Raw genomic sequence first — 15,966 nt, 5'->3', positions numbered from 1 at the left:
ACCCGGTGGTACCGCCGAGGAAGGGAGAGTCGATGGAAACCTTTGGTCAGCGACTGCACCGGGCCGTCAGCGTCCGGGGCCCGCTGTGCGTGGGTGTCGACCCGCATCCGCAGCTGTTGACCCGGTGGGGGCTGCCGGACGACGTCGACGGGCTGGCCCGGTTCGCCGCGACGGCGGTCGACGCACTCGGCGACGTGGCCGCAGTGGTGAAGCCTCAATCGGCCTTCTTCGAACGGTTCGGGGCTGCGGGCATCGGTGTCCTAGAGTCAACTATCCGACAGTTTCGCGAGGCTGGAGCCCTCGTCCTGCTCGACGTGAAGCGCGGCGACATCGGTTCGACGGTCGCCGCGTACGCCGCCGCCTACCTCGATCCGGCGAGCCCGTTGGCGGTCGACGCGGTCACGGCCAACCCGTATCTGGGCGTCGGGGCGCTCGCTCCGATGTTCGATCTTGCCAGCCGGCACGGCGGCGGCGTCTTCGTGGTCGCGCTGACCTCGAATCCCGAGGGGCGGGCCGTGCAACACGCCCGGCTGTCCGATGGACGCACCGTCGCTCAGACGGTGATCGATGAGATTTCGCAGCTCAACGTGGGTGCGGAGCCGATTGGCAGTTTCGGTCTGGTGGTCGGTGCGACCGTTGGTGACACCGGCCATGAACTGTCGCACGTCAATGGCCCAATGCTTGCCCCGGGGCTGGGTGCGCAAGGTGGACGGCCCGAGGACCTGCGGACAGTGTTCGAGCAAGCGCTTTCCGCAGTCCTTCCGTCGTACTCCCGTGAGGTGCTGAACGCCGGCCCGGATCCGTCGGCGTTGCGGGCCGCGGCCGAACAGACGCTTGTTAAGTGTCGGGAGGCTCTCGGGGTCCTGATCTGAGTAAGCGATCGATTACCCCCGCGTGATCGTGGTGCGGCCACGTTGCCGAAAACGTCGCTGACCGCTAGTTTTCCCCGCGCCGGGAACCACATGCCCCTTTGGTTCCCGGCCACACCACGTTTCACAGAGCGGCGGTGCGGTCCGCCCGTCGCGATAGGGACCTGAGGAGAACTGGTGCCGCTCCCGTCACTGACCCCCGAACAGCGCGCAGCCGCGCTGGAGAAGGCCGCGGAGATCCGTAAGGCCCGTGCTGAGTTGAAGGAGCAACTCAAGCAGGGCAAGACCACCCTCGCCGCCGTGCTCGACCGGGCGGAGTCCGACGACGTTGTCGGCAAGCTGAAGGTTTCCGCCGTGCTGCAGGCGATGCCGGGCATCGGCAAGATCCGGGCGACCCAGATCATGGAGAAGCTCAAGATCGCCGACAGTCGTCGCCTCCGTGGCCTCGGCGACCAGCAGCGCAAGGCACTGCTCGGGGAGTTCGCCGCGAACTGATTCGCGGCAGGGTGTAGAAACAAGCAGTGACCATGTATGACGACGCGCGCCCGGCAGCTCGGCTCACGGTCCTCTCCGGCCCCTCCGGGGTCGGCAAGGACAGCGTGATCGAGCTGATCCGGGCGTGCTCGCCCTGGATCTGGCTGTCCGTCTCGGTGACCACCCGCCCGATGCGGGACTACGAGGTCGACGGCGTCCACTACTACTTCGTCGACCGACCCGAGTTCGAGCGGATGGCTGCCACCGGGCAGCTGCTGGAGTGGGCCGAGTTCGCCGGCAACCTCTACGGCACTCCGCGCTCGGCGGTCGAGCAACGACTAAGCACCGGCGAGCCGGTGCTGCTGAAGATCGACCTGCAGGGTGCCCGGCAGGTGCGGGCGGCGATGCCCGAGGCCCAGCTGGTCTTCCTCGCGCCACCCAGCGTCGAGGAGCTGAAACGGCGCCTCGTCGGTCGGGGGACCGACGACGAGGAGACGATCCGTCGCCGGCTGGAGCATGCCGACGAGGAGCTGGCCGCCGAGCGGGAGTTCGACGTCACGGTGGTGAACGACGAGGTCGAGCGAGCCGCAACCGAGCTGGTAGGATTGCTCGGTTCGTCATTATTGACCGACGCCCAGTCACACCGCCCGGCCTGACAGCACCCAGCGACAGAGCCCGACGACACAGAGGTTGCATCCCGTGGGATCCATTGCCAGCCCGGAAGGCATCACCAACCCGCCCATCGACGAGCTGCTGGAGAAGACCTCGTCGAAGTATGCCCTGGTGATCTTCGCAGCCAAGCGTGCCCGCCAGGTCAACGCGTACTACAGCCAGCTCGGTGAGGGCCTGCTGGAGTACGTCGGACCGTTGGTGGAGACCACGCCGCAGGAGAAGCCGCTCTCGATCGCCATGCGAGAGATCAACTCCAACCTGCTCACCGCCGAGCCCACCGACCAGCCCTGAGCGCCGGTACGCCGGCCCGCGTCCCGCCCCGGGTCGTTCTCGGCGTCGGCGGCGGGATCGCCGCGTACAAGGCGTGTGAGCTGCTCCGACTGCTGACCGAGTCGGGCCACCAGGTCAAGGTGGTGCCGACTGCGGCGGCGTTGCGTTTCGTCGGCGCGCCGACCTGGTCGGCGCTGTCCGGACAGCCAGTCGCCGATGACGTCTTCAGCGACGTCCACGACGTGCCGCACGTGCGGCTCGGCCAGCAGGCCGACCTGGTGCTGGTCGCCCCGGCCACAGCGGACCTGATCGCCCGGGTCGCGCACGGGCTCGCCGACGACCTGCTCACCAACACTCTGCTGACCGCCCGGTGCCCGGTGCTGCTCGCCCCGGCGATGCACACCGAGATGTGGGAGCATCCGGCCACCGCCGACAACGTCGCGCTGCTGCGCCGTCGCGGTGTGCTGGTCATCGAGCCGGCGACCGGCCGGCTGACCGGTTCCGACTCCGGCAAGGGCCGGCTGCCCGACCCCGGGGAGATATTCGCCGTCGCCCGCCGGCTCCTGGCCCGGTCCGTCGACCCGGCCGCCGGCCTCGTCGGCGCCGACCTCACCGGCCGGCGGGTGGTGGTCACCGCCGGCGGCACCCGCGAACCGCTCGACCCGGTGCGGTTTCTCGGCAACCGGTCGTCCGGCAAGCAGGGGTACGCCGTCGCTCGTACCGCCGTCGCCCGTGGCGCGCAGGTGACGGTGGTCGCCGCGAACGTCTCGCTGCCCGATCCGGCCGGTGTCCGGCTGATCCGGGTGGGCAGCACCGAGGAGTTGCGGGTCGCCACGCTCGCCGCGGCGGCCGAAGCCGACGTGGTCGTGATGGCGGCGGCGCCAGCCGACTTCCGGCCGGCGAGCTACGTACCCACGAAGATCAAGAAGGGCGACGGCGGGCGACCGGCAGTGATCGAACTGGTCACCACCCCGGACATCGCCGCCGAACTCGGCGCGGCAAAGCGACCCGGACAGCTCCTCGTCGCGTTCGCCGCGGAGACCGGTGACCTGCTGACCAACGCCCGGGCGAAGCTGGCGCGCAAGAACGCGGACCTGATCGTCGCCAACCAGGTGGGTGTCGACCGGGTGTTCGGTGCCGACGCCAACTCGGCCACAGTGCTCGACGCCGACGGTCCGGTCGCGGTGCTCGACGAACGCGGCAAGGAGCAGCTCGCCGACGACATATGGGATCTGGTAGTGGCCCGACTGTCGCAGTGAGCTGCGCTACGTCGGTCGGCGCACCGCCGGATTCCTTCGTCGGCACGGCGCCAGGCCCCAACGTGGATGACTAGACTGCCGGAGACCATTGCTTTCGGATTCAAGGAGTACCGTGGCACGCCGTCTCTTCACCTCCGAGTCTGTCACGGAGGGCCACCCGGACAAGATCGCCGACCAGATCAGCGACGGGATCCTCGACGCGCTGCTGACCCAGGACCCCCGGTCCCGGGTCGCGGTCGAGACCCTGATCACCACCGGCCAGGTGCACGTCGCCGGGGAGGTGACCACCCAGGCGTACGCGGACATCCCGGCCATCGTTCGCGAGACGATCCTCGGGATCGGCTATGACTCCTCCAAGAAAGGGTTCGATGGCGCGTCCTGCGGCGTGAGCGTGTCGATCGGCGCACAGTCGCCGGACATCGCCCAGGGCGTCGACACCGCCATCGAGCGCCGGGTCGGCGAGTCGGCCGACGACACGCTCGACGCCCAGGGCGCCGGCGACCAGGGCATGATGTTCGGATTCGCCTGCTCGGAGACGCCGGAGCTGATGCCGCTGCCGATCGCGTTGGCGCACCGGCTGGCGAGACGGCTGTCGGTGACCCGCAAGGACGGCACCATCCCGTACCTGCGGCCGGACGGCAAGACCCAGGTCACCGTCGAGTACGACGGGCTGCGGCCGGTGCGGCTGGACACCGTGGTCGTTTCCAGCCAGCACGCCGCCGACATCTCGCTGGAGTCACTGCTCACCCCGGACGTGCGCGAGCACGTGATCGCCCCCGAGCTGGAGGGCCTCGGCCTGGACACCGAGGGCTACCGGCTGCTGGTCAACCCGACCGGGCGCTTCGAGATCGGCGGACCGATGGGCGACGCCGGCCTGACCGGCCGGAAGATCATCGTGGACACCTACGGTGGGTACGCCCGGCACGGTGGCGGCGCGTTCTCCGGTAAGGACCCGTCGAAGGTGGACCGTTCGGCGGCGTACGCGATGCGCTGGGTGGCCAAGAACGTGGTGGCGGCAGGACTGGCGGAGCGGTGCGAGGCGCAGGTCGCGTACGCGATCGGCAAGGCCCACCCGGTGAGCCTGTTCGTGGAGACGTTCGGCACCGAGAACGTGCCGGTGGACCGGATCGAACGGGCGATCGGCGAGGTGTTCGACCTGCGGCCGGCCGCGATCATTCGGGACCTGGACCTGTTGCGGCCGATCTACCGGCCGACCGCCGCGTACGGCCACTTCGGTCGGGAGCTGCCGGAGTTCGCCTGGGAACGCACCGACCGGGCCGCTGACCTGAAGTCCGCCGCCGGAGCCTGACCCACCGCCGCTGACCGTACCGCCGGGGGTGGCGGGTCGCCGGCCACCCCGGCGGCCGGGCAGGATGGCCCGGTGAGCACCCGAGCGGGACACGACCGGCAGCCGGCCGACCGGCTGCCGGTCGCGCGTATCTGCGTCGACGTGCCGCTGCCGCACCTGGACCGGCCGTTCGACTACCTGGTCCCGGCGGAGCTCGACGACGGCGTGCAGCCGGGCACCCGGGTCCGGGTCCGGTTCGCCGGCCAACTGGTGGCCGGGTGGGTGCTGGACCGGGTGGCCGCCTCCGGTCACGACGGCAAGCTCGCCTTCCTCGACAAGCTGGTCTCGCCGGAACGGGTACTCAGCGCCGAGATCGCCGCTCTGGCCCGCACCGTCGCCGACCGGTACGCCGGGCACCTGGCCGACGTGCTGCGGCTGGCCGTGCCGCCGAGACACGCCCGCGTCGAGCAGGAGCCCAGCGAACCCGAGCCCGGTCCCGCCACCGCGCCGACTGACACCGAGCCACCCACCGCTGTGCCGACCGACGCGGTGTCGACCGACGCCGACGGATGGGCGGCGTACCCGTCCGGACCCGCTTTTTTGCGGGCCGTCACCGACGGCCGGCCGGCCCGCGCCGTCTGGGCGCCGCTGCCTGGCGAGGACTGGCCGGCCCGGTACGCCGAGGCGATCGCCGCCACCGTACGGGCCGGCCGGGGCGCGGTCGCGGTGCTACCGGACGGACGCGACGTCGACCGGCTCGACGCGGCCCTGCGCCGGGTCCTCGGCGCCGACCGGCACGTGGTGCTCACTGCGGCGCTCGGCCCGGCCCGGCGCTACCGGGCGTTTCTCGCGGCGAGACGCGGCCAGGTCAAGGTGGTCGTCGGCACCCGGGCCGCGATGTTCGCCCCGGTCGCCGATCTGGGCCTGGTCGCCATCTGGGACGACGGCGACGACGTGCACGCCGAACCGCGCGCGCCCTACCCGCACGCCCGTGAGGTCCTGCTCACCCGGGCACAGCTGGGCGGGGTCGCGGCGCTGCTCGGCGGCTTCGCCCGCTCCGGCGAGGCGCAGCAGCTGGTCGAGACCGGCTGGGCCCGGGAAATCATCGCTGCCCGGGCGACCGTCCGGCGACGTGCCCCACGGGTCACCCCGGCCGGCGACGATGCCCAGCTGGCCCGCGACGCCGGTGCCGCCACCGCCCGGCTGCCCAGCCTGGCTTTCACCACCGCGCGTACGGCGTTGCAGGCCGGGATGCCGGTGCTGGTGCAGGTGCCCCGGCGCGGCTACCTGCCGGCGGTGTCCTGCGCGGACTGCCGGACCCCGGCCCGCTGCCCGCACTGCGCCGGCCCGCTGGCCCTGCCGGCGGCGACCGCCACCGCACAGTGCCGCTGGTGCGGCCGGCCGGCCGCCGGATACGCCTGCCCGCACTGCCACGGCCGGCGGCTACGGGCGGCGGTCACCGGTGCCCGGCGTACCGCCGAAGAGCTGGGCCGGGCGTTCCCCGGCACCACGGTGCGGACCTCCGGCCGCGACGAGGTGCTCACCTCGGTGCCGGCCGAACCGGCGGTGGTGGTGGCCACCCCGGGGGCCGAGCCGGTGGCCGTCGGCGGCTACGGCGCCGTACTGCTGCTGGACACCTGGGCGTTGCTGACCCGGGCCGACCTGCGTGCGGCGGAGGAGGCGCTGCGCCGCTGGCTGTCCGCCGCCGCGCTGGCCCGCCCGGCGGCCGACGGCGGCCAGGTGGTGGTGGTCGCCGACGGCGGGCTCGCCCCGGTGCAGGCACTGCTGCGCTGGGATCCCGGCTGGTTCGCCGCCCGCGAGTTGGCCGACCGGCGGGAGCTGGGTTTCCCGCCAGCGGCCCGGATGGCCAGCGTGACCGGCCCCGCCGAGGCGGTGGCCGAACTGCTGGCCGCGTTGCGGATGCCGGACAGCGCCGAACTGCTCGGTCCGGTGCCGGCGGCCGACGGCCAGGAACGGATGCTGATCCGGGTCCGCCGGTCGCAGGCGGCCGAACTGGCCCGGCAGCTGCGGGTGGCAGCCGGCGCCCGCACCGCCCGCCGTGCCGGCCAGCCGGTACGCATCCAGGTCGACCCGCTCGACCTGCTCTAGCTGGCTTTAGCCAGGCGAGGGACGTGCACGGGAGTTCGTCTGGGTATGGGCTTGGTGTCGGCGTAGGCTGCGCCGGGTGACGAGGACGAGGCGATCGTGGGGTTCGGACAGGGCGGCGGCGGATGCCTCCTACACGGCGGCGTTCGACCGGTTGTTCGTTCAGGGTCGTGACGCGGTCCTGTCTGGGACCCACTACCGGGACACGCCGCCGGTTGAGGGTGGCCGGTGGGGGATGTCGGTGGTGTTCGTTCCCGATACGGACAGTGTGTCGAGGCTGGCTGCGGTGACCGCCGAGGTGATGAGGTTGGTCGGTCCGGGTCACTGGCCGACCGGCGCCCCGGAGGCGGTGCATTTCACGGTCCGAGCCATTGAGACTCATCGCCGCGATGTTCCTGTGGGTGATCCGCTGGCGGGTCGGTGTGCGGCTGCACTAGGCCGGGCGGCTGCGGAGTGTCGGCCAGTCCGGTTCAGGCTGCGCGGGGTGACGCTCACGCCGTCCGGGGTGATGGTGTGTGCGTTTCCGCTTGACGACGCTGCTGACGGGTTCGCTGATCGGCTCGGTGAGGAGTTGGGGTCCGACGGCTGGTTCGAGGACAGCTATCACCGTGACATCTGGTACGCCACGCTGGTGCACTTCACCGGTGAGGTCCGCGACCGGCAGGGGCTGGTGGACTGGGTCGGCAGGCGGCGGGATCTGCATCTGGGCGAGGCCGCCGTCGACAGGGCGGAACTGCTGCGGTTTCGGCACAACGGCCGGCAGCCGGTACGGGTTGGGCTTGGACACGCGCGACTCGACGGGGTGTCTGTCGCGGCTTTCGTTTCAGACCGCCGGTAGCCGGTGGGGCGGCAGGTGCCGCCCCACCGGGGTTGGCGGCTATGTCCGGTAGCCGAGGCTGAGGACGGTCCAATCGGCGGCCATCCAGCGGGGTGCGGCGATGACTCCCCGGGTGTCGAGCAGGATCGGGGTGCGGACTCGGTTGGCGATGGTCTGTGGGTCGAGCGCGCCGAACTCGGGCCAGCCGGTGGCCACAATGACCAGGTGGGCGTCCTGAGCGGCGTCAGCGGCGGTCTGGGCATAGGCCAGGTCCGGAGCTGCTTGCCGGGCCTGGGGCATGGCCTGGGGGTCGTATACGGTGACGGTCGCGCCTTGGTAGTGCAGGCGGGTGGCGACGTCGAGGGCGGGTGAGTCGCGTACGTCGTCGATGCCCGCTTTGAACGCGGCGCCCCAGACGGCGATGCGACGTCCTGTGAGTGTTCCTCCGACGGCTGAGCGGGCTAGGTCGATGGCACGGTGGCGCACGTGTTGGTTGATCGTGTCGACGCTGCGGAGCAGGTTCACGGCCGGAGTGATGTCGGCGGCGGTGGCCTGTTGGGTGAAGGCGTGAAGGTCCTTGGGTAGGCAGCCGCCACCGAAGCCGAGTCCGGGTGTTAGGTATTGATGTCCGATGCGGGCGTCGTGGCCGATTGCGTCGGCGAGGTCGCTGATGTTGGCACCTACAGCGGCGCTCATCTCGGCTACGGCGTTGATGAACGAGATGCGGGTGGCCAGATAGGCGTTCGCGGTGGCCTTGACCATCTCAGCGGTGACGCGGTCGGTGACGAGTAGCGGGCAGCCGTGGGAGCGGGTGATCGGGGCGTACAGGTCGCGGAGAACTTGCTCGGCGGCGGCGCTGTCGGCACCGACGACGATGCGGTCCGGGGTGAGGGTGTCGGCCACTGCGGTGCCCTCGCGCAGGAACTCCGGATTCCAGGCGACTTCGATCTGCTCGGCGGCGGGGGCGAGGCTGCGGGCCAGGGTTTCGAGCTTTGCGGCGGTGCCGGGTGTGACGGTGGACTTGCCGACGATCAGGCATGGCTGGTGTAGATGCGGTGCGAGTTCGTGGACTGCGCCGGTGAGCTGGGACAGGTCGTAGGTGCCGTCCGGGCCGGAGGGGGTGCCCACGGCGAGGAAGTGGACCTCGCCGTGGGTCGCGGCCTGTTTGAAGTCGGTGGTGAAGCGTAGGCGTCCGATGGCCAGGTTGCGGGTCAGCAGTTCGTCGAGTTCGGGTTCGTGGAACCAGCCACGCCCTTCGTTCAGGGTGTCGACCTTGATCGGGTCGATGTCGACGCCGATGACGTCGTGCCCGATCTCGGCCATGCCGGCGGCGTGGGTAGCGCCCAGGTGCCCGGCGCCGATGACGGTGATCCTCAACAGATGTCCTTAATATGATTTGCGGTTATTGATGTTGTGCGGTGGTGCGGTTTCGGGTCCTGGCGGTCACCGCCTTCGCGTCGAGTGGGCTGGGTCACAGGGTGCGGACGGTCCAGCCGGCGGCGGTCCACTGGTGGTGGTTGAGTCCGCCCCGGGCGTCGATGAGCACGGCATCCGAGGCAGGGCGCAGCGCGGCGGGGTCGACCGTGGTGAACTGCGGCCAGCCGGTCAGGTGCAGCAGCACCCGTGCACCCTCGACAGCGGTAGCCGGGTCGGTGGCGTACTCCAGTTCGGGGCGTTCGGCGCGGGCGTGGGCCATCGCCTGCGGGTCGTATACCCGCACGTTGGCTCCTGCGTGGTGTAGGCGGGTCGCGACGTCGAGGGCGGGCGAGTCCCGAATGTCGTCGATGCCGGGCTTGAAGGATGCGCCCCACGTAGCGACGGGTTGCCCGGCGGGCTTGCCGTTCAACGCCTGGATTGCGAGGTCGACGGCGCCTCGGCGGCGGCCCTGGTTGATGTGGTCGACCACAGTGAGCAGGTTCGTCCAATCTCCGATGCCCAGGTCAGTGGCCAGCGCGACGAAGCCACGGAGGTCCTTGCTCAGGCAGGAGCCACCGAACCCGAGGCCGGGTGCGAGGTAGTCCGAACCGATCCGGGGGTCGTGCCCGATGACCTGAGCGAGGTCGGTGATGTTGGCGTGGACAGCGTGGCAGAACTCGGAGAGGGCGTTGATGAACGAGACGCGGGTGGCCAGGAACGCGTTGGCGGCCAGCTTGCACAACTCTGCGGTGACAAGGTCGGTGACGACCAGCGGCACCCCGACGGCCAGGCACGGTGCCCACAACTCGCGCAGAATCCGCTCCGCGTCGCCGCCGGCCCGCACACCCAGGACGATGCGGCTCGGGCGGCGAACGTCGGGAATGGAACAACTTTCCCTCATGAAGTCCGGGGAGGCCGCGACCTCGATTCGGATACCCGGGGCCGCTGATGCCGCCATCTGCTCGGCGAGCACGGCGCAGGTACCGGCGGGAACGGAGGACTTGACCACGATCAGGCTGTCGCGACGCAGTTCGCGGGCCAGGCGAGTGGCGGCGGCGTACACGTCGGTGAGGTCGTGGTTGTTCCCGTCGACGGATTGCGGGGTAGGCACGGCGAGAAAGTGCACGGTGGCGTGGTCGGCTGCCTGCCGGTAGGAGTCGGTGAAGGTCAGACCGCCGGTGGCCGCGCCGTCGGTGATCGCCTCAGCCAGGCCAGGTTCGGCGAACGGCGCATTGCCTGCACGCAATGCGGCAACGGTGTCCGGGTTGGTGTCCAATCCGAGGACGTCGTGGCCGAGACTGGCCATTCCGGCGGCGTACGGAGCGCCGAGCCGGCCGCAGCCGATGACAGTGATGTTCACGAGTCCTCCTCGCGGCGGGCGATGATCAGAGCGGGCTGGGTGGTGGCAATGAACCGGCCGGAGGGCTCGGCGGCGTGTAGCGCCGTGCGCAGGTCGCGGTCGAATGCGTCGAGCCGGTCACCGAGTAGTCCCGGCGATGAGTACGCCTGCGTGTACTGGTGGCCGACGACCTCATCGAGGGTCAGGAACCAGGGGTGGTCGGTGCGGATCACGGTCAACTGGTCGAACGCCGAGGCGCGTAGCACCGCCTCGTGGCCGCCGCCGGCCGGTGGCCGGTACATCTCGACCGGTCCGGCGTGCCGCTGGGAACCGAGATGCCTGCTGATCACCCGGTCGATCAGCGGGTACCACCACGGCTTCGGGGTACCGGCCGCGAACGACATGATCACGGCGACGAATCCGCCCGGCGCGACCAGGCGGTCCAGTTCGCGTAGGACCGTGGCGCGGTCGAACCAGTGGAACGCGTCGCCGATGGTCGTTCCCGCCACCCGGGGCAGACTGCTCAGGTCGTGGGCGTCACCCAACCGCCACTGGACCTTTCCTCGTCTCATGTGCTGCCCGGCAGCCTCCATCGCGGCGTCAAGCATCTGCGGGTTGGCGTCCAGTCCGATCACGTCTCGGCCTCGCTCGGCCAGGGCTACGGCCACGCTCCCAGGACCACAGCCCAGGTCCAGGACCGTTCCCGCTGGGCTCAGACCGGCGATCTGGTTCATGAACGCCGGCGGATGAGCCGGCCGGTATCGTAGGTATTCACGCTCAGTGCTGGCGAACAAGGTTGCTGGATCTGGATACGACATCAAATTCCTCCATCTCCTCACTGATCAATCCACGGGCCTTGCTCCGCTTCGGAGCCTGCGTGCCCGCCCGGATTGCGCTCCCTTACGGGACCGACGCTGGCAGCATCACCTCCGCTCCGTCGTCGCGCGGCCGAGGATCTCGGTCAACGTCTGGTAGACAGCGCGGCTCTGGTCGACAGTGAGGTGGAATACCTGCCGGTCCTCGAAGTCGCTGCGGGCGATGCGAATGAACGTCCTCGGATTGGGATCGTCGACATACTCCACCAATTGCATTTCCACCTCGACTGCCTGCCGCTCACTCGACGGATTGCACTCGAACCACCGGCTAGCGTGTGCAGGGGGCGAGGAGTCTGGATGGAAATCTGTGAATCCTGCCGTACACTCGCGCGGGTCACACCAGGGCTTATGCAGTTCTTTCGCCACCTTTTCCCCAAGGCTAGTTGATTCGGATGTATCTATATATTCAGTCGCCTTCGCGGTCGGTCTGCATAGACTTTTTGTTCCGCAAGGCATCTCGGCCCGCATAAGCGCGATGTGCCCCGCCTTCGAGTGGGCGGGCGTGCGGTCGGATGCGGTTGACGCCTTCGTTGTCTGTCGAATCCCAGAGGGCGAACAAAAATCGTCCTGTGCTCCGTCTCGCGATCCTGCCAATCTGATAGCCCTCCAAGTAGTCGACTCACAGTACGCGGTAGGATCATCGATGTGAATCACGCCGGAATGCGAAGGCCGGTGCTCTCCAAAATGTATGCTCACGGGGCGCCCGACGTGCGCCACGTGACCGACCCTCACTCAGATCGGGCCCGCTGAATCAGAATCCACGGTGGAAAATCTCAGCCTGCCCGCGCGAGCAGGCCCGGCGCACTCACCAGCCGTGCACCGATCAACTCTGGCCGCGTCGCTCCCGGAATCCGACGGGGCAACCGCAACGCGAACGCGAAGACAGCGGCTGCCCGTTCGTGGTCGGCGCACGGGCCTGGCACATTGCAGGCGAGGCAGAAACCGTCCGCGCTGGATATCGCATGCCGCTCCAACTCTTTCTGTGCGCGATCGATCTGGCCGCCGCCGTTATACGTCGACATCCTTTCCCCTTCTTGTCGCTGACAAATTCCGGCCGGCCACCCCTGTCATGATTTCTCTAGGGATGGGGTGCGCATTCCTTTCCTCTATACCTTTAGTCGATCGATACCGAAAGGGCCTGCTGCGCCCGCGTAAGCAAGTGCAGGCGCGGCGTCCCCGGGCGGCGACGTGTCGGCGGGCATCGCTTGATGCTGCCGAGTCGATCAGTGCGTTAACCGACTCTTTCTGCCCGGCCGTTACCGCTGTAGCTGGCGCGTCCTGCATAGCTACCTGCGATTCATAAACAAATGGGCTCAAGATTGTCTGCTCTCGATTCCGGCGTCACGGCGAGCGTGTTTCCGTGCCCCTGTCTCAGGCCACGTCAGGTTGCCCTTGCGCGCGAATGGCCGGGGCGGGCAGTCACCTGTGCCCCACAACCAGCGCCAGCGGCCTGCCAAGCGGCAGCCGGTCGAGGCTGCCCGGCTCCTGGCCGTGTACCAACGACGTGACCGCCCCAGCCGCCTCGATCGCTACCTCACAGACCCGGTGGGGACCAGCAGAAGCCCGGACGGTGATCGTGGCCCCTGCTGGCACCACCACCCGAACCCCGTCACCCGACCCGACGGGCAACGGCCACTCTGGAAGACTCGCGGCCCGCCACGGGTCTACGTCCGGCCCATCAACGCAGACATCCATACGGCGGTTGACGAACAGGCCCAACTGCGCATCTGTCGCCGCGCCTAACACCTGACGCAACGCCTGCCGTGCATGCGCCCGAGGCCACCGCGCCCGACCCTGCTCCAATCCACCGACCCACCGCGCGCTCACCGTCCCCGCGCGAGGACCCATGGGATGCAGCACCTTGTTCACCGCGTCGGCCAACTCCTGCCGCGACATCGGCCGTCCAGAGCCCGATGGTGAGATCAGGCGCAACCGCGCCCGCCGCAACAACTCGTTCGGCCGACGAACACTCTCCCCGTTTCGGGGAGTGCCCAGCTCGCCAGCACCGACCCTGACGGACGCGGCAGGGGGGACGAAGGCGGGCGTGCTGGCATCGGGATGCAAGTGCCCCCGACCCGATGCCAGCACGCCCGCCGCATCACCCGACAGCACGGAGACGTCGTCACGTACCACCGGGGAGCTGCCAAACGCTTGTTCGTCTCTGGTTGCCCTGGTCACCGTGTTCCCTCGCAGGATTGGCCCACCACCGAACTACGCTCCAGCGCCGTCCGGCACTGTAGGCGGTTCACCAGCGGGTCGTTGGTCGCCTATGGTTAGGAACACAATCCCGAACGTGACGACCAAGGGGTATGGCGGGAAGCGGGTATCGATATGCGCCCGATGCATATCTCTACCCGGCCCTCGTAGTGGACCCTGGTGACGTACCTCGTAGTGTTGTTTCCGCTTGCCCACAAGGACATCACGATGACCGCGACACACAAGGCGCGCTACTGCCGCTGCGGCACGCGTCTTGCCCGAGACAACTCCGGGACGCGCTGTTCCGGCTGTACTGCCGCCAACCGCGACCGGCTCCTCGCCGCACCCGAGGTGCCGGCCGACTTCTGGGACGAGGTGGTACTGCGAGAGGCGCTGGCTAGCCGACACATGGGCCGGGTGATCCGAGCGTGGCGCACCCACCCCCACCACGGCCGCCAGGACTTCCCACAAGATCAGGTAGCCGCCTGGGCTGGGATCACCCAGACCCAACTGAGCCGGATCGAGAACGGCCAGCCGCTGATGCATCTCGACCGACTCATTCAGTGGGCTCGGGTGTTACGCATACCCGCTGACCGGCTGTGGTTCGCCATGCCGGACTCAGCAACCTTCCCCGTTCAGCGGGACAGCGCCGCCACGGACGCGCTGGGCCTCACCGGAGCCGCGTCGTCCATCGCAGTGGACACGCCGGGCGGGCGCACTGCCGAGGAGGTTGATGGATCGTCAGCATGGGTACCGTCAGAGACGATCGAGCTAGTCACCCGTTTCACCCGAGAGGATCTTTCCTTGGACCGGCGAGAGGTCACCCGCACCATTGCCGGTGTGGTCTTCGGCGGCGTCATCCTCGAACGACTGGAGCGCTGGCTGTCCAATGCAGAGCCACAAGTGACCCTGCGGCGACCACAAGGTATCGGCAGTCAGGAAGTTGAACAGGTCGAGCATGCTGCCCAACTCTTCCGGAACTGGGACGACCGGTTCGGCGGAGGGCTCCGAAGGAAGGCGGTCGTCGGTCAGCTCAGCGAAGTCGCGGAAGAGTTGCGCGACTTCTCGCACTCGGCGCACTTGACCCGACGGCTGTTTGGTGCCATGGCGCAGCTGGCCGAAACTGCCGCCACAATGTCATGGGACTCCGGACAAGGCGCTATGGCCCAGAGGTATTACGTCATTGCCCTTCGGGCGGCTAAAGAGGCCGGTGACCGGGCATTCGGTGCCAACATCCTGGCAGGGATGGCTCGCCAACAATTCTATCTAGGGCGCGTTACCGAAGGTCTCGAACTGATCCGCCTCGCGCAGGATGGTGTCGACGGGCATGCGACGCCGAGGGTTCTCGCAATGCTACACACGCGCGAGGCATGGGCGTACGCCGAACAAGGAAGGATTGCCGCGTTTCGCCGCGCAACCAGCCGCGCTGAGGACTACCTCCGCGATGCGAATAGAGACGAAGACCCATACTGGATATCTTACTTTGACGAGGCTGAACTTGCCGGGGTAACCGGGGGTCGACTCTTGGAGGTTGCTCACCAAAGACGAGAGATCGCCGATGAGGCAGCGATCTATATCGGACAAGCGGTCCAGTTGCGCAGGCCGCACAGTCTTCGTAGCGCAGCACTCGATCATCTCGGTCTAGCTGAAACCCGACTGATCCAAGGCGAGGTCGATGAGGCCGTAAGGCTGAGTAACGCTGCTACAGACATCGTTGAAACGACGCATTCTGACCGAGTCAGAGTCAAGCTGACAGAATTGTATGGGCGCACCGAGGAATTTATCTCGGTGCCGGCGGTCGATCAACTGCGCGACAGAATCAGAAGCACCTTGGCTAGCCACACGACGTTGTGACCGTCGACATGAGACCGCGAGGATGGTATCACTTTGCCAAAGATCGGTGTGACCGGCCACATGAACCTGTCTCCAAGAACTGTCGAGCTGGTACGGGAGGCCCTGCGTGAAGCCCTTGTCCCTCATGTGTCAGCAGAACTCGTCGGCTTGAGTTGTATAGCTCGGGGTGCGGACAGTATCTTTGCTGAAGTGCTCCTCGATCTTGGTGGCAAGTTGGAGGTGATCCTCCCCGCCGCCGATTATCGCGAAAGGAAGGTTAAGCCAGATCATGCGGACTGCTTTGACGCCCTCATTCGTCGTGCGTCAAGCGTGCGGGTCATGCCATACGAGACCTCCAGTCGGCACGCCTACCAGGCGGCAAACGACGCTTTGATCGGCTCGTCAGATCGCCTCATCGCGATTTGGGACGGCGCCTCAGTCGTAGACAATGGCGGAACGGCGGCGGTGGTTCACGATGCCACCTCCAGAGGGCTTCCCGTCGACATCATCTGGCCTGAGGGTGCGGAACGATGCTGACCTGCAATCGTCGAC

General features: G+C 68.4%; 15 protein-coding genes. 10 read left to right on the top strand and 5 right to left on the bottom strand.

From position 1 onward, the window contains the following. Positions 1-32: 32 nt before the first annotated feature. The 8 genes from pyrF to ACFHWU_RS06015 all read left to right on the top strand — a co-directional run bounded on the left by pyrF (position 33) and on the right by ACFHWU_RS06015 (position 7,776). The gene (gene pyrF, locus ACFHWU_RS06050; protein ID WP_416556997.1) at positions 33-872 is read left to right on the top strand and encodes an orotidine-5'-phosphate decarboxylase; all 840 of its coding nucleotides are present in this window, start codon (positions 33-35) and stop codon (positions 870-872) included. Between the two features lie 174 nt (positions 873-1,046). Next, positions 1,047-1,364, top strand: coding sequence for an integration host factor, actinobacterial type (gene mihF / locus ACFHWU_RS06045; RefSeq protein ID WP_123601181.1), 318 nt, complete (start codon positions 1,047-1,049; stop codon positions 1,362-1,364). 32 nt (positions 1,365-1,396) lie between these two features. Next, positions 1,397-1,999, top strand: a complete 603-nt coding sequence (gene gmk, locus ACFHWU_RS06040; RefSeq protein WP_416556998.1) for a guanylate kinase — start codon at positions 1,397-1,399, stop codon at positions 1,997-1,999. A gap of 43 nt (positions 2,000-2,042) precedes the next feature. Then, positions 2,043-2,306 carry a DNA-directed RNA polymerase subunit omega gene (rpoZ, locus tag ACFHWU_RS06035; RefSeq protein ID WP_123601182.1) on the top strand — a complete coding sequence of 88 codons (264 nt, stop codon included), beginning with the start codon at positions 2,043-2,045 and terminating at the stop codon, positions 2,304-2,306. After that, positions 2,303-3,544 carry a bifunctional phosphopantothenoylcysteine decarboxylase/phosphopantothenate--cysteine ligase CoaBC gene (coaBC, locus tag ACFHWU_RS06030; RefSeq protein WP_416590091.1) on the top strand — a complete coding sequence of 414 codons (1,242 nt, stop codon included), beginning with the start codon at positions 2,303-2,305 and terminating at the stop codon, positions 3,542-3,544. Before rpoZ ends, coaBC begins: the two co-directional genes overlap by 4 nt. Before the next feature lie 112 nt (positions 3,545-3,656). Beyond that, the gene (gene metK, locus ACFHWU_RS06025) at positions 3,657-4,853 is read left to right on the top strand and encodes a methionine adenosyltransferase (RefSeq protein ID WP_416556999.1); all 1,197 of its coding nucleotides are present in this window, start codon (positions 3,657-3,659) and stop codon (positions 4,851-4,853) included. A gap of 129 nt (positions 4,854-4,982) precedes the next feature. Beyond that, positions 4,983-6,941, top strand: coding sequence for a primosomal protein N' (locus tag ACFHWU_RS06020; protein ID WP_416590090.1), 1,959 nt, complete (start codon positions 4,983-4,985; stop codon positions 6,939-6,941). Positions 6,942-7,422: 481 nt separating this feature from the next. Continuing rightward, entirely contained in the window at positions 7,423-7,776 is a 354-nt protein-coding gene (locus ACFHWU_RS06015) for a hypothetical protein (RefSeq protein ID WP_416590026.1), read from the top strand. A 39-nt stretch (positions 7,777-7,815) separates the two neighbouring features. Here ACFHWU_RS06015 and ACFHWU_RS06010 read toward each other — a convergent pair whose 3' ends face one another. From ACFHWU_RS06010 to ACFHWU_RS05990, 5 genes are all read right to left on the bottom strand, one after another. Beyond that, positions 7,816-9,132 (bottom strand): UDP-glucose dehydrogenase family protein, encoded by a 1,317-nt coding sequence (locus ACFHWU_RS06010; RefSeq protein ID WP_416590024.1) that lies wholly within the window; start codon positions 9,130-9,132, stop codon positions 7,816-7,818. 94 nt (positions 9,133-9,226) lie between these two features. After that, entirely contained in the window at positions 9,227-10,531 is a 1,305-nt protein-coding gene (locus ACFHWU_RS06005) for a UDP-glucose dehydrogenase family protein (protein ID WP_416590022.1), read from the bottom strand. Continuing rightward, positions 10,528-11,328, bottom strand: a complete 801-nt coding sequence (locus ACFHWU_RS06000) for a class I SAM-dependent methyltransferase (RefSeq protein WP_416590020.1) — start codon at positions 11,326-11,328, stop codon at positions 10,528-10,530. Before ACFHWU_RS06000 ends, ACFHWU_RS06005 begins: the two co-directional genes overlap by 4 nt. 105 nt (positions 11,329-11,433) lie before the next feature. Further along, positions 11,434-11,607, bottom strand: coding sequence for a hypothetical protein (locus ACFHWU_RS05995; protein WP_416590018.1), 174 nt, complete (start codon positions 11,605-11,607; stop codon positions 11,434-11,436). Between the two features lie 551 nt (positions 11,608-12,158). Next, positions 12,159-12,407: a hypothetical protein gene (locus ACFHWU_RS05990; RefSeq protein ID WP_416590016.1), complete on the bottom strand. Its 249-nt coding sequence runs from the start codon at positions 12,405-12,407 to the stop codon at positions 12,159-12,161. Between the two features lie 1,354 nt (positions 12,408-13,761). On the opposite strand from ACFHWU_RS05990, the gene ACFHWU_RS05985 reads away from it, so the two are divergent. Then, positions 13,762-15,435 carry a helix-turn-helix domain-containing protein gene (locus ACFHWU_RS05985; protein WP_416590014.1) on the top strand — a complete coding sequence of 558 codons (1,674 nt, stop codon included), beginning with the start codon at positions 13,762-13,764 and terminating at the stop codon, positions 15,433-15,435. A gap of 33 nt (positions 15,436-15,468) precedes the next feature. Beyond that, the gene (locus ACFHWU_RS05980; RefSeq protein WP_416590012.1) at positions 15,469-15,951 is read left to right on the top strand and encodes a hypothetical protein; all 483 of its coding nucleotides are present in this window, start codon (positions 15,469-15,471) and stop codon (positions 15,949-15,951) included. The last annotated feature ends 15 nt before the right edge of the window (positions 15,952-15,966 follow it).

It is taken from the genome of Micromonospora sp. LOL_015 (assembly GCF_048060275.1).
Lineage (GTDB): Bacteria > Actinomycetota > Actinomycetes > Mycobacteriales > Micromonosporaceae > Micromonospora_E.
The sequence above is the reverse complement of the archived record's forward strand: the minus strand, read 5'-3'. Positions and strand labels throughout refer to the sequence as shown.

Excerpts from the sequence above, each read along its gene's own strand:
- pyrF (WP_416556997.1), top strand. The coding sequence starts at position 33 with ATGGAAACCTTTGGTCAGCGACTGCACCGGGCCGTCAGCGTCCGGGGC.
- gmk (WP_416556998.1), top strand. The coding sequence starts at position 1,397 with ATGTATGACGACGCGCGCCCGGCAGCTCGGCTCACGGTCCTCTCCGGC.
- ACFHWU_RS06000 (WP_416590020.1), bottom strand. The coding sequence starts at position 11,328 with ATGTCGTATCCAGATCCAGCAACCTTGTTCGCCAGCACTGAGCGTGAA.
- ACFHWU_RS05990 (WP_416590016.1), bottom strand. The coding sequence starts at position 12,407 with ATGTCGACGTATAACGGCGGCGGCCAGATCGATCGCGCACAGAAAGAG.